This is a genomic window from Collinsella sp. AF29-7AC (assembly GCF_003475665.1).
Lineage (GTDB): Bacteria > Actinomycetota > Coriobacteriia > Coriobacteriales > Coriobacteriaceae > Collinsella.
The window spans coordinates 21,363-36,919 of the sequence record NZ_QRQX01000003.1 but is presented as its reverse complement, the minus strand read 5'-3'; the positions used below and the strand labels follow the sequence as shown (position 1 = coordinate 36,919).

15 protein-coding genes and 1 riboswitch are annotated in these 15,557 nt (G+C 58.9%); of the genes, 9 read left to right on the top strand and 6 right to left on the bottom strand.

The features are described 5' to 3' along the window. Window positions 1-48 precede the first annotated feature (48 nt). Window positions 49-217, bottom strand: a riboswitch (Lysine riboswitch). Window positions 218-362: 145 nt separating this feature from the next. The 7 genes from DWZ15_RS01675 (at window position 363) to DWZ15_RS01645 (ending at window position 5,282) form a co-directional block, all read left to right on the top strand. Continuing rightward, window positions 363-1,550, top strand: coding sequence for an N-acetyldiaminopimelate deacetylase (locus DWZ15_RS01675; RefSeq protein ID WP_118448993.1), 1,188 nt, complete (start codon window positions 363-365; stop codon window positions 1,548-1,550). A 101-nt stretch (window positions 1,551-1,651) separates the two neighbouring features. After that, window positions 1,652-1,933: a type II toxin-antitoxin system RelE/ParE family toxin gene (locus DWZ15_RS01670; protein WP_118448990.1), complete on the top strand. Its 282-nt coding sequence runs from the start codon at window positions 1,652-1,654 to the stop codon at window positions 1,931-1,933. Then, entirely contained in the window at window positions 1,905-2,246 is a 342-nt protein-coding gene (locus DWZ15_RS01665; RefSeq protein ID WP_118448987.1) for a HigA family addiction module antitoxin, read from the top strand. Before DWZ15_RS01670 ends, DWZ15_RS01665 begins: the two co-directional genes overlap by 29 nt. 83 nt (window positions 2,247-2,329) lie before the next feature. After that, on the top strand, window positions 2,330-2,599 hold the full coding sequence (locus tag DWZ15_RS01660) for a hypothetical protein (protein WP_117564405.1): 270 nt from the start codon (window positions 2,330-2,332) through the stop codon (window positions 2,597-2,599). Window positions 2,600-2,763: 164 nt separating this feature from the next. Beyond that, entirely contained in the window at window positions 2,764-3,306 is a 543-nt protein-coding gene (locus tag DWZ15_RS01655; protein ID WP_118448984.1) for a DUF4352 domain-containing protein, read from the top strand. A gap of 40 nt (window positions 3,307-3,346) precedes the next feature. Beyond that, a complete protein-coding gene (locus tag DWZ15_RS01650) occupies window positions 3,347-3,769 on the top strand; it encodes an XRE family transcriptional regulator (protein ID WP_118448981.1) in 423 nt (140 codons plus the stop codon). A gap of 97 nt (window positions 3,770-3,866) precedes the next feature. Continuing rightward, complete coding sequence (locus tag DWZ15_RS01645; RefSeq protein ID WP_158572474.1) at window positions 3,867-5,282, top strand: serine/threonine-protein kinase; 1,416 nt, start codon at window positions 3,867-3,869, stop codon at window positions 5,280-5,282. Between the two features lie 52 nt (window positions 5,283-5,334). Here the strand turns inward: DWZ15_RS01645 and DWZ15_RS01640 are convergent, their stop codons facing one another. After that, complete coding sequence (locus tag DWZ15_RS01640) at window positions 5,335-6,468, bottom strand: glucosaminidase domain-containing protein (RefSeq protein WP_118448975.1); 1,134 nt, start codon at window positions 6,466-6,468, stop codon at window positions 5,335-5,337. Window positions 6,469-6,701: 233 nt separating this feature from the next. Beyond that, window positions 6,702-7,334 carry an MOSC domain-containing protein gene (locus DWZ15_RS01635; RefSeq protein ID WP_199580004.1) on the bottom strand — a complete coding sequence of 211 codons (633 nt, stop codon included), beginning with the start codon at window positions 7,332-7,334 and terminating at the stop codon, window positions 6,702-6,704. Window positions 7,335-7,555: 221 nt separating this feature from the next. Here DWZ15_RS01635 and DWZ15_RS01630 point away from each other — a divergent pair, with 221 nt between their 5' ends. Next, window positions 7,556-8,812: an ATP-grasp domain-containing protein gene (locus tag DWZ15_RS01630; protein ID WP_118448972.1), complete on the top strand. Its 1,257-nt coding sequence runs from the start codon at window positions 7,556-7,558 to the stop codon at window positions 8,810-8,812. An 84-nt stretch (window positions 8,813-8,896) separates the two neighbouring features. Beyond that, window positions 8,897-9,643 carry an aspartate/glutamate racemase family protein gene (locus DWZ15_RS01625; protein WP_233544599.1) on the top strand — a complete coding sequence of 249 codons (747 nt, stop codon included), beginning with the start codon at window positions 8,897-8,899 and terminating at the stop codon, window positions 9,641-9,643. 125 nt (window positions 9,644-9,768) lie between these two features. Here DWZ15_RS01625 and DWZ15_RS01620 read toward each other — a convergent pair whose 3' ends face one another. The 4 genes from DWZ15_RS01620 to DWZ15_RS01605 form a co-directional block, all read right to left on the bottom strand. Then, window positions 9,769-10,515, bottom strand: coding sequence for an energy-coupling factor transporter transmembrane protein EcfT (locus DWZ15_RS01620; protein WP_118448966.1), 747 nt, complete (start codon window positions 10,513-10,515; stop codon window positions 9,769-9,771). Beyond that, complete coding sequence (locus tag DWZ15_RS01615) at window positions 10,508-12,259, bottom strand: ABC transporter ATP-binding protein (protein ID WP_118448963.1); 1,752 nt, start codon at window positions 12,257-12,259, stop codon at window positions 10,508-10,510. Before DWZ15_RS01615 ends, DWZ15_RS01620 begins: the two co-directional genes overlap by 8 nt. Window positions 12,260-12,385: 126 nt before the next feature. Continuing rightward, the gene (locus DWZ15_RS01610) at window positions 12,386-12,958 is read right to left on the bottom strand and encodes a hypothetical protein (protein ID WP_118448961.1); all 573 of its coding nucleotides are present in this window, start codon (window positions 12,956-12,958) and stop codon (window positions 12,386-12,388) included. A 402-nt stretch (window positions 12,959-13,360) separates the two neighbouring features. Beyond that, window positions 13,361-15,322 (bottom strand): C69 family dipeptidase, encoded by a 1,962-nt coding sequence (locus tag DWZ15_RS01605; protein WP_118448958.1) that lies wholly within the window; start codon window positions 15,320-15,322, stop codon window positions 13,361-13,363. Between the last annotated feature and the right edge of the window lie 235 nt (window positions 15,323-15,557).

Here is a 15,557-nt window from a genome sequence, read left to right as displayed (position 1 = left end):
ATCCAGACGGCGCCATCTGCGCATCGAATCCGCATAGCGTGGACCCAATGTCCGGATAGCGCTCCCGCATTGCTGCAGGCAGTCCTGCGGGTGTTTCCCGCAGGCCCACCAGGTTGTTCGTGCCCAAAAAACCCAGTTCGGCGGGTTTCGCCTCCCCACGGGGTCAAAGCCTGCCGGCTCGCCCGCGGTTCTTCGTGCCCGCGCCTCTATCAAGTGGTAACGACCCTACCACGTTGCACTTTACCAAACAAGAGTATTCGTATATAACGTTTAAAAAATGCAGGGACATGCTAGAAACAAGGGTGTGGCAATCTTGCGGCACAATAGATGGCAACCGACGCGCACCTATGAAGGGAACCAATATGACCGAGCTCCAAGAACTTCGTCGCTATCGTCGCGACCTGCATCGCATTCCGGAGCTCGATTTCGATCTTCCTCAAACCATAGCCTATATCGAGGGCGTGCTCGCCTCGCTTGCCTGTGAAGTGATCCATCCGTGCCCCAGCTGCGTCTGTGCTTTCTTCGATGCTGGCACGGGCACCGCGCATGCCACGGCGATTCGCGCCGATATGGACGCGCTGCCCATCGCGGAGGCGACGGGTGCGGCCTTTGCCTCGACCCATCCCGGCAAGATGCACGCTTGCGGCCACGATGGACACATGGCTATGGCACTTGCCGCCGCGACGTATGTCGACCGTACGATTCGCGAGCAGCCGGGCGCCATTAGGCGCAACGTGCTCTTTGTGTTTCAGCCTGCCGAGGAGACGACCGGTGGCGCCAAGACAGTTTGTGAGAGCGGGGTGTTTGAGCGCTACGGGGCGGACCGTGTCTTCGGGTTCCACGTATGGCCCGACCTGCCTGCGAACACGTTGGCGAGCCGCTCCGGCCCATTGCTGGCGCGCTCGAGTGAGACACACATTCATATTCACGGGACGAGCATCCATATCGCTAAGACCTATGGTGTTCCGATCGAGGAGTCGCACGATGCCGCGTTGGCGGCAGCGAAGTTTTTGGTTGCCGAGCGCGAGCTGATGGACGAGCTGGGCACCGACGAGCCCTGTATCGGCAAGTTTGGTCTGCTGCAGGCCGGTACCGTCTGCAATGCGGTGGCGGGGGAGGCTCATGTTGCCGGCAGCCTGCGTGTGTTTACGGACGACATGTTCGACCGCGCGCGCGAGGGCGTACGCCGCGTGCTTGATAAGGCATGCACTGCAACGGGCTGCACGTACAATCTCGACTTTGCCGAGGGCTATCCGCCGGTCGATAACGACCCTGAGTTATTTGCCCGAATCGCGCCTGCTCTGCCGGAGTTACAGCTCGTGGACGAGCCGCTGCTGATTGCCGAGGACTTCGCCTTCTATCAGCGCCATCTGCCGGGCGTGTTCTTCCTGTTGGGCACGGGCGTTCCTGTCAGTCAGGATAATCCGAGCGACGCCGAGGGCTGCCCCGCCTATGCCACGAGTGCCCTGCATACTGATACTATGCTCTTTGACGAGGAAATCCTACTCAAAGGCCTCGACGTCTACAAACGATTGCTTTTGCTTGCTTAAGTGTCGAAGGATGCCTGTTCTAGAAAACACGAACAGATGTACGGTATAATAGAGATGTAAGTCTATAGAAACGTTTGACGTTATTAACGTAAGGCGATACTATGATTGCATCATATAAAGATGAAGACACTGAACGCTTTGCAATGGGTGCGCGGATTAGGAAGTTCATTCCTTTTGAGCGGGTCGCCTTGAGGAAGATTCGCCAACTGCAGATCTGCGCTTCGCTTGATGATCTTCGCGTTCCGCCAGGCAATCGTCTTGAAGCGTTGAAGGGCGATCGCGCCGGTCAATATAGTATCCGTGTCAATGAGCGCTATCGGGTCTGTTTTGAGTGGAGACAGGGGATGGCTTGGAATGTCGAAATCGTCGATTATCACAAGTGATGAGACTGCGTCTGATTTGCTGCCGCCGGTGACTCCTGGCGAACTTCTCAAAGAGGAATTTCTTGTCCCCATGGGCATTTCTCAATATCGCCTTGCTAAGGAGACCGGGATTCCGGCTCAACGCATTGGACAGATTATCTTGGGAAGGCGTCGTGTGACGGCCGACACCGACCTTCGCCTTTGCCGCTACTTTGGCCTGACGGATGGTTATTGGCTGCGCGCTCAGATAGCGTTTGATCTCGAGGCGGAGAAGAAGCGCATCGAACCGGAACTGGATAAGATCGTTCCCGTTCAGCAGGCCGTTGCGTTGTAGCGCTCAAAGATGTTGAGGTTGGAGTGACGATGGAACGACGCCGACAGACTGCCGTGTATAGTCCGGGTGGGTGTGGGTGCGGCTTGCTGCTGCTCCCGGTTATTGCTGTGAGCATTGGCGTGATGTTTGCGCTTGCTGGACTGGCCGCGGCAGCACTTGTGCTGTTGATTGTGGCCATTGGCGTGACGGTCTGGCTGCGCCGTTCTCGCGAGCAACGCCGCGCCGAAGGTAAGACCAATGTAGGATGGATTGCCTTTTTGATCATCGCCTACCTGCTGAGCATCAGCTATTTGGCCTTCTTTATCCTGTTGCTTGTGAGCGCCTTTACCGGGGAATCCGTCACGGTGGGTTGATGCACTGCCAGCAGACGGTCGAGCAAAGTGCGTTTGCTCGGCGTTTGGATAACTGCATTGGTCATTTACCGCAACCTTAGCTCTCAGCTAATGAATTCAAGTTCAATCCTTCCTACGATGTGATGTGTGCCGGCGCGGTAGCCGGATCGTAGGAAGGATGCATAATGAAAAAGCTCGAAAACGAAGCGCTGCTGAGCCGTCGCGCTGCACTGAGCGCATTCGCCACTGTCGCCTTGGGGATTGCCGGTCTTCTTGCCGGTTGTGGTAGCGATAAGGCGACCGTCACCGAGGACGCTGGCGATGGCGATAAGAAGGAAGGGGCGAAGAAGGAAGAGCAGCCTACGACCGACCTGGCTGTCGGCGCGACCGTGACCACGGCCGCCGGTCTTTCCGTCACCGTCGATTCCGTTCAGGCCGGTCTTGTCAATTTTGACGGTTCGACCATGACGGGCATTCACGTCACGTACGTCAACAATGGCGATGAGGGCGCAGATTACAATATCTACGACTGGAAGGGCGAGGACGCCAACGGGGCTCAACAGAATCAGGGTTACTACAGCGAGGGCTCCGATGAGCTGCAGTCTGGTACCCTTGCCGCCGGTGGCTCCGTGGCGGGCAATATCTACTTTGACGGCGATATCAAGAAGGCACTGTATTTTGCCAATATGTTTGATAAGTCTGCCACTGCAAGCTGGGTGCTGGCCTAGCATGTCGCTGCTGTTGCGCCGTATGGGGAGGTGAGGTCGTATGCCCGATAAAAAGCTGACGGACGAGCTGCTCGATGAGCTCCTCGACGCGCCAAACATCGATGGCTATATCAAAGAACACGACTTTGCCGCCCCGTCGCTTTCGGACTACCTTAAGCAGCTGCTGCAGGAAAAGGGCTTAGAGCGCTCGCGCGTGGTGCGCATGGCCGACCTCAACGAGACCTTTGGTTATCAGATTTTTACCGGTGCGCGCCACCCAAGCCGTAATAAGGTGCTGCAGATTGCCTTTGCGATGGCGTTGACGCTCAAGGAGACCAACCGCGCTCTGACGGCTGCCGGGGTAAGCGTCCTCAACTGTAAGGACCGTCGCGATGCGATTGTCATCTTTTGTATCGATCGCGGCTGCAGCCTGCAAAAGGTCAACGAGGAACTGTATCGCTTTGGCGAGGAGACGGTGAGTTAGCGGCCGATGGCTGAGTTGGCTGTTGCCGAAACAACTATGCGAACGAACAGGGCGTGGATGCCATGGGGTGTCCGCGCCCTGCGCTATGATGGACGCCATGGATACTCAGAGCCCAACATATTCCGATGATGAGTTAACCGCCGCGCTTGCCGGGCACCTGGCGTCGCTCGAGCGTGATGATAGCTATCGCGTGGAGCGGGCACTCAAGTGCTCGGATGTCGAGACAACCGAGCTTGTGTACTTTGAGGGTTCTGGCGGCGGTTCGCTTGGCCCCTTTGTCCGTAAGCGCATCGATGCTTCGGCGCAAATTGGCGGGGCCTATGAGCGCTTGTTTGCGGCTCAACAGGCCGGACGCCGTTTTGAACACTTACCCCGGATCGTCGACTGCCGCCGCGCGGGCGAGGAACTCGATGTGGTGATGGAATATGTCGAAGGTGAGACGCTCGAGGCGCTCGTGGGGCGCCTGGGCGCGACGCCCGATTATGCTTGCGAGCTGTTTGGCGCCCTTTGCGATGCGGCCGCCGAGCTCCATGCCGGCTTTGCGTCGGCGGGGGAGATGGCTGCGCCGGTGATTCACCGCGATCTGAAGCCCTCGAATATCATCGTGTCGGGCGCGAACTATGCGCCCGATGCTGGCATGACCTTCTCGTCGCTGGTGATTATCGATTTGGGGATTGCGCGGGTATGGCGTGACGGAGCCGATGCCGACACGGTTAAGTTTGGCACGCGTTCTTATGCGCCGCCCGAACAGTACGGTTTTGGGCAGACGAGCGTGCGTAGCGATATTTATGCGCTCGGCGCGCTGCTGTTCTTCTGCCTAACGGGGGCTGATCCCAAACCCGGGCGTGACATGCGCGAGCAATGCGAGGCGCATGGCATTCCCGTCCCGCTGACGGATGTGATTTGCACGGCGATGGCGCTCGATCCCGCCAAACGTTTTGCAAGTGCAAAGGCTTTGGGCAATGCTGCGCGCGCAGCGTACGGCTTGTGCGCCCCTGCGTCGTCGCTCACAACGGCTCCTGCCGCCGCCGTGTCCCAGACCGCGGTGCCGCAAGCGCATCGGGTGCAGCAACCGGTTACCCCTGCGCTTTCACCTTCTACAAGTCAGCATTCGACCATCTCGTCCTCGGCGTCCGAGCCCTTGGCGTCCAAGTGCGTAAGCCTGCTCTCGCGTATCCCCGAGCCCGTGGGGCGCATATGGAACGGATGCGTCTACGCGACAACATTGTTGCTGCTGATGGGCAGCCATTTTGCGGTATTTACGCCGACAGGTGAAAACCGCAACTATCCAATGTGGTTTTTAGCGCTTGAGTATTTCTTTATGGTCGATGGCTTGGTGCTGCTTATTACGTTTGGTATGCTCGACCGCCGCAGGCTTCGGCGTCGCTTTCCCGTGCTCGATCGGTATCGGGGAGGCGCCTTTGTCGAACTATGGTTCAAAGCGCTCGGGTTTATGTTTGCCGTTATGTGCGTTGTCGTCGTTATCGGCAACGCGACGGGCGTCGTCTCCTAGATATACGAAAAAGGGCCCCGTTTGGGGCCCTTTGCAGTTGAGGCTTGCGAGCTTAAATGCGGTTCATCTGGGAAGCAACCTTGTTGTACCAGTCCTGCCACGTGGGCGGGCAGTACTTTTTGGCCGCTGCCGGGGTAAGCGTGGAGCCATAGTTGGCGCCTAGGTAGGCAACGTGGGCAGACACGCCCTCGCTCCAGCTACCAAAGCTCCGCCAGCCGCCGCCGCGGGCGCTCCAGCCCCAGGCGTTATAGGAGCCGGCACAATAGAGGCCCTTGCTGCTTTCGATGCAGGCGATGGCGGGAGACCAGCGAGGATCTACGCCGGTGTTCCAGGCGGCAACGGCAAAGTTGTAGCCCTGGCCTGCCATAGGGGAGCCGGCAAGGTAGTTGTCGATGCGGCTTGTCCACTCGTTGATAAACGAGTCGTAATCGGCGTTGCCGGTATTGGGTTTGTTCACCGTGGTATCGATGGTGGTGTTGGAGTTGGTGGCCTGACTGTTGGAGTTATTGCCACTCACGCCGGTACCCGCGAGCTTCTCGGCGGCAGCGGCCTTGTCGGCCTCGAGCTTTGCCAGCTCGGCGGCATTTTCCTGCTCGGCCTTTGCCTGCGCCTCGCTGCGGAGCTGCTGAGCCTGCGCCAGTGCATCCTCGGCATTTTTCTGTTCGCCCTCGAGTTGAGACTTAGCCTGATCGAGTTCGGTCTTGTTCTGCTCGAGTTCAGTCTGCATCTTGTTGAGTTCTTCGATCTCGTCGACGCTCGAGCTGGTGATCTGGTTGGTGTACTTGCAAGTGGTGATAAAGTCGCCCAGGCTTTGCGTGTTCACCAGGAAGCTCACGATGGGGCTGGTGCCCTTCTGGTACTTATACAGATCGCGCATGGCGGAGCTTGCCTTGGCCTGCTGCTCGGGCAGCTCGGCCTCAATCTTTTCGATGTTTGCCTCATTGGAGTCTATCTGCTTTTGCAGATCCTCGAGCTTGGTGCGGGCGTCGTTGTAGGCGCTCGTAGCGTCCTCGATCTTTTTCTGGGCGGCGGAAAGCTGATCCTGCGTTGCCTGCGAGGCGGCATAGGCCGCGACGGGGGAGAGCATCGGCGTGGCCGTCAGCGCAACGGCGAGCGCGGCGCTCGTGATAATGCGAGCCGGCTTCGACGCGATGAGCGCTGCGGTGCGATGGTTCGAATGCTGCATCCAGTCCCTCTGCAATCAATCGTAGGTTATTGGTCGAAGTGTATTCTACTACTGCTTTCGACCTCAACTTGAACCTTAAAGGTATCAAAGGGTCAAGTTAAACTTGAGGCTTTGGCTTTGACCTGCAGTTATAGCGAATTGTTGAGAAACCATAGAGTTCAACTTTAACGTTACGGAACCCTGTTTGTGAGGGTTTTTGGCTGTAAAAGTTGCCCTCACGTGGGGTTTTGCAACTACAGGGTTCCATCGCGACGAGCCTGCTCCACCTCTTTGAGTGCCTCGGCGGGAGTGAAGGAACAGGTGCCATCGCCGAGCTTGACCACCTGTATGTCGTCACCGATATGGACTTCTCCGCCCTGCAGCACGACGCCAAAAATGCCCTCGTGGGGGAAGATGCAGTCGCCGGCGAGATAGTAGATGGCACAGCGGGTGTGGCAGACTTTGCCGATCTGGCTGATTTCGACGAGTACTTCGCTGCCGAGCTTGAGCTGCGTTCCCAGGGGGAGCGAGAGCAGGTTGATGCCCTGGGTGGTGAAGTTCTCTCCAAAGTCGCCCTCGCGCACATCGAGCCCGCGTGTCCGTGCCGTATTGATGGACTCCGCTGACAAAAACGAGACTTGGCGGTGCCAATGTCCGGCGTGCGCGTCTGAGGCAAGGCCAAATTGCTTGATGACGGTGTCGTGCCCATCGGCGACGGGTGTTTTGCGCGTTCCCTTGTGCGCCGATGTGTTGATTGAGACGATGCGGGCGGACCCGCTGTAGGCATCGTCTGCCGTGCGCAGAGGAGCGGTCGTTTGTGCGCGCTCCGTCAGTTCGCGCCTTGCGGCCTTGAGGATGGGGTTGTCGGTCGGATGGTCTTGGGGCACGCGTGCGCCTTTCGCTCGAGGATATCGATATATTGAATCCTACAACAACGGTGGGTTCACTGCCGGGTGTCATACACCGGTGAGCGCCATCCCATCGCTGGATGGTCGCACCGATTGCCATAGATACGGTGGAGCTTTGGGTGCCGGCGGCTCGGCACGCTAAAATAGAACGGTTGCTCAAAGACCGCCCGTTCTGGGACAGTTCTAGATAGGAAGTTTCCATGGCATTGCAGTTTACAGAGCGCGAGTTTATCCCCGTGCTGCTCGGCGGCGACATCAACGCGTATTCGGTGGCGCGCGCTTTCTACGAGGAGTATCAGGTTAAGAGCCTGGTCTTTGGCAAGTACCAGACCGGCCCCGCGTATCGCAGCCAAATTATCGATTACACGCCCAACGTGAATATCGATACCATGCCGGTCATGATCGAGACCGTTAACGGCGTCGCACAGGCCAATCCTGATAAGAAGATTATTCTCATGGGCTGCGGCGACAACTACGTCGCGCTTGCCGCGCAGGCTCAGGACGCCGGCCAGCTTGCCTCGAACGTCATCGCGCCCTATGCGCCCTACAGCATGCTCGAGCAGTGCCAGAAGAAGGAGATCTTCTACGAGCTGTGCGAGAAGCACGGTGTGCCCTATCCGCACACGTTTACCTTTACCATGGCGATGCTCAACGCCCAAGGCGAGGCTCCCGCCGAGGTGCTCGACCAGATCGACTTCCCCTTCCCGATGATTCTGAAGCCCTCTGACGGCATCATGTGGTGGGAGCACGAGTTCGAGGGTCAGAAGAAGGCCTACGAGATTGCCGATCGCGCCGAGCTGGAGCAGGTCATTCGCGATGTGTACGCCAGCGGCTACACCGATGACCTCATCTTGCAGGACCGCGTGCCCGGCAACGACGAGTACATGCGCGTGCTTACCAGTTATTCCGACCGCAACGGCAAGGTTCGCATGATGTGCCTGGGTCACGTGCTGCTCGAGGAGCATCAGCCCCATGGTGTCGGCAACCACGCCTGCATCATCACTGAGCCCAACGACGAACTCATGGATGGCGTGCGCAAGCTGCTTGAGGACCTTAAGTTTACGGGCTTCTCCAACTTTGACGTTAAGTACGACGAGCGCGACGGTTCGTTTAAGTTCTTCGACTTCAACACGCGTCAGGGCCGCAGTAATTACTATGTCACCAATAGCGGCTTTAACGTTGCTAAATACGTGGTGGATGAGTACGTCTATAACCGCCCGTTTGAGCCGGAATTTGTGACGGCACAGGACGAGGCTCTGTGGATGGTCGTTCCCATGGGCGTCGTTGACAAGTATGTCAAGGACCCCGAGCTGCGTGCGAAGGCACACCGTCTGGCCAAGGAGGGCAAGGCTGCCGATCCTTCGTTTATGAAGGGCGACTTTGTCTTTAACCGCTGGCTGCGCATGTGGCACACCAAGTTGCGTCACTTTAAGCTGTTCAAGACGTATTACAAGTAGATGAGCGCGGCGCCCGCCCGGTTTGCATCGGACGGGCGCGGGTATGATGCGAGCAATTGTGTGGGCGTCACCAAGGAGGCGGCGATGGAAAAGCTGGGAGTTATCGGCGGCATGGGCGCCGAGGCCACGTCGTATTACTACGACCAGGTCGTGCGTCATACGGCTGCTACCTGTGATCAGGAGCATATCGACATGGTGGTGCTTTCCAAGTCGACCATGCCCGACCGTACGCTGGCCATCAAGACCGGCGAGCATGCCGAGTTGCTGGCGACCATGAAGGAGTGCGCTCAGGCACTCGAGACGCTGGGCTGCACGCACATTGCCATTCCCTGCAACACGTCGCACTACTTCTACGATCAGATTCAGTCGTTTACCAAGGTGCCGATTATCCACATGCCGCGCGAGTCGGTGCGCTATGCCCTGGCGGGCGCGGTGATGGGGGAGTGCGAGTTCGATCCCAACCTGAGCATGCCGTCCGAGCCGGTGCGCAAGATCGGCATCATGGGTACCGACGGCACCGTGGGTGCCGGCGTCTATGGGCGCGAGTGCGAGGCTGCGGGCGTCGAGGTCGTCTATCCCAGTGAGAAGCGCCAAGCTGATGTAATGTCGCTGATTTACGACGACGTAAAGGCGGGACGCGAACCCGATATGGATAAGTTCGACCGCGTGATGTGGGAGTTCGCCCGCAGCGGCTGCGATCGCGTCATCCTGGCCTGCACGGAGCTCTCGGTGCTGCAGAAGTACCGCGAGATGCCCGAGATCACCCTTGACGCCATGGACGTCCTGGTGCGCGAATCCATCATCCGCAGCGGCGCCCCCTACCGCCTGTAGCCCTCGACCTGCCAAAAAGGGACAGGTTCATTTTGGTAGGTTTTATCTGGTGAAACAGTAAAGGCCTCGTCTCGTTTGGTGCGAGCCGAGGCCTTTTGCGTTGGGCGGTTGCTGTCGGTGGCGAACTAGAACAGGAAGCCGATGGCGATGAGGGCGATGCTGACGACGAGCACGGCGATGTCCAGGCCCTTGATGGGGTAGCGCTTGTACGAGCTGGCGCGTGTACGCAGATAGAAGCCGCGCTGTTCTGCCGCCAAGGCTGTGGCATCGGTCTTGCCCACGCTCGAGATGAGCAGTGGCACGCACAGTGGCAGCATGAGCTTAAGCTTCTTGATGGGGTTCTTGGTGTCGTACTCGACGCCGCGTGCGGTCTGCGCTTCCATGATGGCGTTCATCTCCTGACCAAACACCGGAACAAAGCGCAGCGCCGTGGTAAAGGTGAAGGCATAGCGATACGGCACGTGCAGCACCTCGACGCAGGCGTTGGCAAGGTCGTTGAGCTTGGTCACCATGAGCATGAGGATGAGTGGTAACGCCACGCCCAGCAGGCGCAGACAGGCCTTCGATCCTGTGATGAGGCCCGTGTCGGTGATAAAGCCCCACACCACGTTGCCATCGCGCATAAAGGCCAGCTGGAGCACCAGCATGATAAGCGCGAGCGGAATCAGCAACTTGAGCAGCGAGAACAGACGGTCGACGACGCCGGCATAGGCACCCAGTGCAAGGGTGAGCACCAAAAAGCCCAGCAGCGCCACGTAGGTGTCGGACAAGAAGATGCCGACGATGATGGCGGCGGCGAGGCCCAGTTTGACGACGGGGTTCAGGCGATGCAGCAGCGTATCGCCCGGCATGTAGTCGATGACGTTAACCACGGTGGACCATCTCCTTGGTAATGCGAACGACATCGGTGACCTCGCTCACCTGCGCAAAAGCGGGCGAGACGGAAGATGCCAGACGGCGCGAGAGTTCAATAACCTGGGGAGGCTCCACGTAGGCACGCCGCATGAGATCGATGTTCGAGAATAGCTCGTGCGTGCGGCCGCGGTCGAGGATGCGACCGTCGGCCATTACTACGATACGCTCGGCAAAGTCGGAAACGACTTCCATGTCGTGACAGACCATAATCACGGCGCAGCCGCGCTCGGCCATGGTGCGCACCGTTTCCATGACGGTCATGCACTCGCGGTAATCAAGGCCGCTCGTGGGCTCGTCGAGCACGACGATCTTGGGCTCAACAACTACGACGGAGGCAAGCGCCACCATTTGTCGCTGGCCGCGCGAAAGCGAGAAAGGTGCCTCATCGGCAGGCAGGCCAAAGCGGTCGATAACGAGTCGAGCGCGACGCAGAGCCTCGGCACGGTCGATGCCGGCAAGCTCTAGGCCAAAAGCGACCTCGTCGAGTACGGTATCCTTGCAGATCTGGCGGTCGGGGTTTTGGAAGAGGGTTGCGACTTCGCGGGCGATGCGGCTCGTGGGAACGGCTGCGGTGTCCAGCCCCGTGACGCGCACGCTGCCCGAGGCGGGCTTGAGCAGGCCTGTGAGCAGCTTGGTGAGCGTGGTCTTGCCGGCACCGTTTTGGCCGACGATGCCCACGAGCTCGCCAGGATAGAGCGTCAGGCTAAGGTTGTGGACGGCGGCGCCGCCATTGGGATAGGCAAACTCAACGTGATCGAAGGTGAGCACGGGCTCGGCGTCCTTGGCATGAGGGAGCAACGACGGTGCATGCGGGGAGCCGGCGGGCGCCTGGGCTTCGCTGGCCGCGTGTGCGGGGTCGACGATGCCCGAAATCAGGCGCTCGGCCTCGTCGACATCCAAGCAAGGGGTACCGCTTACCAGGCCATCGGCCTCGAGGCTATTGAAGATACGCGTGACGCGAGGGCAGTCGACGCCGATGGCACGGAGCTCGTCGGTATGCGCGAAGACCTCGTGTGGTTCGCCCTGCAGCGAGATTTCGCCATGGTTAAGCACGAGCACGCGGTTGCAGTACTCCGAGAGCAGGGCGACCTTTTGCTCAACGACGACGATGGTGATTCCAAGTGTGCGGTTTGCCTCACGCAGCGTCTCGAAGACCAATGTGGAGCTGGCGGGGTCGAGTGCCGCGGTGGGCTCGTCGAGAACCAAGACGCGCGGACGCATGGCGAGGATGGCGGCGATGGCTACCTTTTGCTTCTGTCCGCCCGAGAGGGTGGCGATCTCGCGGTCGCGCAAGTCGCCGATGCCGACGGTCTCGAGCGTTTCGCTCACGCGCTGCTCGATCTGGTCGTGGGGAACGCCAAAGTTCTCGAGGCCAAAGAGCATCTCGTCCTCGACGACCGAAGCGACCATCTGCGTGTCGATATCCTGCAGCACACTGCCGACGATTTGCGACACGTCGGTGAGCGAGGCTTCGCAGGTGTCGTGGCCGTCTACCATGACGGCCCCAAAGAACGTGCCGGTGTAGTGGTGGGGCACGGCACCCGACAGGCAGGCGGCAAGCGTGGACTTGCCGGCGCCCGAGGGCCCGATGATGCCGATGAAATCTCCCTTGTTCACGCTGAGCGAGATGTGGCTGAGCGCCCGCTCGGTCTGCGTGCCATAGGAGAACGAGACATCGTCGACGTTGATGATCGTTTCCATGGATACCTTTCATAGTCATTGGGGACGTTCTTACATGACCAGTCGTTTAAGAACGTCCCCAAAAACTAGTTGTTTGGGACAGTCTTTGCTGGTGGAGCGTTGGGGTGGCTCGTAAAGCCGGGCAGGTTAGTTGAGCTTCAGGGCCTTCTGGATGGGCAGGTAGAGGGCACCGACCAGAATGGCGTTAAAGACGGCGGTCATGGCGACGACGGGCAGCATGGCGGCGGCGAGCTCGCCCACCACGCCGAGCATGGCCATCTTGATGACCATGAAGATGACGCCCGAGACAAAGGTGGTCAGGAAGGTTGCGACAATGGCGATGGCGGGTTTGACCTGACCGTTCTTGCCGGCGGCGTTGACGATGCCGGCCATGAGCATGGCGGCGATGCCCTCGGCGGCAAAATCGACGAACGGCGAAGTGGTGGTGATCTGGATCACGGCAGCCGAGATGAGGCCAATGACGAGCGCCTGGCCGATGTTGGGGCGAACGACCAGGATGGTGAGGCAGAAGGCCGAGATGATGAACTCGGGGCTGATCATGCCGCCCGAGATGCCCGAGATTGCCTTGCCGACGGTGAAGTTGAGGATGAAGCCGGCGGCGAGCAGGATGGCGAGCAGGACGAGGGCGCGGACATCGAGTTTGCCGCGATCGGCGGTATGGACGGTGCGGGGCTGGGTGGCGGTGGTGTTCTGAGACATGGTGAAAATCCTTTCGGAGGGGAAGTGCAAGAGAAGAAAGCGGAGGCGCGTGATGCGAATGCGATCGGGCTCGAGATAGAAAAAGGCCCCCGGTCGAAACCGGAGGCCTTTCAATCACCTAGAGCGCAAAAACAGGCGTGAGGGACTCACTGTCGACCGATCGTATTCGCATCACGCCACCACCAGTTGTTGAGAGATTTCATCGTGTTCTTCATGTTGGTGGCTCCTTTCGTGATGCCGTGGCGCGGTCGCACCTAGTTGCTGTTGCGCTGCACTATAGCACAGCGAAGTGTGTGCGGGGAAATCTTTTTTAAAAAGATTTCAGGCGGGTTTCCCGTCGGTCAAAAGAGCGGGCTAAGCGGGCGAGGCTGCCATTGCTGCCTCGCCCGCTCAGCTAAGACGTTACTCCTTATTGCGACGGTAGAGGAAGTAACCGCCTGCGGAGATGACGGCAACGCCAGCGATGGCGAATGCAGCCACCACGCGGCCATCAAAACTATCACCGGTGGTGGGCAGGCCGCCCTTGGTGTTCGTCTTGTTGGTGGTTACTGTGGTCGTGGTGTCGGACTTGCCAGGCTTCTCGGGCTTGGTGGTGGGCTGCTCGGGCTTAGCGGGCTGCTCGGGCTTAGCGGGCTGCTCGGGGGTACCGGGCTGCTCAGGAGTACCAGGCTGCTCGGGGGTGCCAGGCTGATCCGGGGTTACCGGGTCGGTGGCAAGAGCGTCCTTGGCGTAGGTGATGGACACCTTGAGGCCGTTGGTCTCGGTGTTCAGGTCGCTCGGGGTGAAGGGCGTGCTGAAATCCTCAGCCTTCAGATAAGCGCGCATCTCCTGGAGAAGGGCCTTGCACTTGACGTAGGTGTTCTCAGTGGCAGCCTTGCCGGCCTTGTTTGCCAGGGCGGTGCGGCCCTCAGTGGTGGTCTCGGCCTGCATAGCAGCATCGACCTCAAGGTTCTGCTCGATGAGCTCGTTCTGGAGAGCGTCGAGGTAGGCGCGAACGCCGGTGCCGAGCTGCTCGCGGTGCTCGTAGCAGAGGGAACTAATGTCCATGAGGACGTAGTTGATGGAGTTCTCGGGCTCCTCGTTGTTCACGATGTCCGTCTCTTCGCAGTGATCGTAGGAGACATCCTGATTGCTGAAGTAGGGGCTGACCTCGGTGAGCAGTGCAGAGTACAGAGGAATAGCGACGGAGTAGGCGGCGCGGGAGAGCATCTCCCACTGAATGGTCGCGATCTCGGGGTCCATGCCCTGACGGATCTGGAAGAGGTTGGTCTCGGTGCTTCTTTCGGTGCCGATGGCGTAGACACCGTCGGCGTTGGCGTTGAGGCCGGGGACATTTTCGCCGCGGTTGCCAAATGCACGGATCATCTCAAAGGTGTTCCAGTCGGACTTGTCGGGCTTGAAGAACAGGGGCTGGATCTCGCTGACCATGGCTCCGATTTGGTCGGGGCCTTTTTCCGGTTTAACCGTGACGATGTCGTAATCCGCACCCTTGGTCAACGGGGCCATGAAGTAATCGCGGCCCTGGACATAGCGAGTCCACTGATGAACGCCGGAATCGGCGACGCTTTTGCCATAGGTCTTGGCAACGTCGAACTTGCCGTCGGTGTACTCGGCGAAGCCATTTTTCTCGGGCATGGTCTGGATGCCCTCGGAGTGGAGGCAGTTCTCGGCGTCATCAAGGTTGACATCGTAATTGAGTCCGCCGATGTTGGGGTTGAGTGAGGCGACGTCATCGGCGAGCTTCATGGCGATCCACTGGTGGCCGGAAAGTGCGGCAAACAGCCAAGTCTCGTTGCTGTCGGCGATGATAATCTGATCGTTGCCGTTGGCGCCCTGCTCGTCGATGATCTTGCCGAGGAGCTCGACACCCTCACGTGCTTTGGCACTTTCGCCTAAGATAACGCTGCCGTAGCTATACTCGCCAATGCCAGTGTCGGTCAGGGGGTCTGCCTTGGCGGCTTTATCGTTCATGTTGGTGGTCAGCGTTGCGGAGCAGGACACGCCCTTCTCGTTGATGCCTGCCTCAGAGTAGGCATCATAGCGCCCGTGCCACTGCGAAGGATGATCGCGCACGTAGCTATAACGATATGTAGTCTTGGTCGACCTGTATGAGAAGTCGGACTCGTCTGAGCCGTAGGTATACCCGGGGGCATGCGACGGCTCAATGCCAAAGTGCTTGAGGTAGCGCGGGCCAAAGTCCTCGGCGCGACCATAATATGTGTTGCCGTCGGCTGTTAGGTTTTTGCCCATGTACATCTGCGTGCAGGCGAGCGCAGATGTCGGCATGGACATGATGGTCGCAGCTCCAAAGGCGAGGCCTATGCCTAGCTTCTTGAGCGCGTTGACGGGGCGAGTTTTCCTCATTTTCCCTCCCAGCGTGCGAAAGCCCTCTGTCGCCAGAGGGCTTCAGCCAATAAAGACACCTCATTAGCGTAACGAACTGGAAACAATATTCATCTATGAAAGAAACTTACTCGATAAGCGTGATGAAATATGCGATGAACGGTTAATCGTACTCAGTTTGCAGCTTTACTTTAATAAAGACGCCCTGTAATTACTGTAGCCGAATAAAGTAGCTGGGAATGCCCGAAATGAAAAT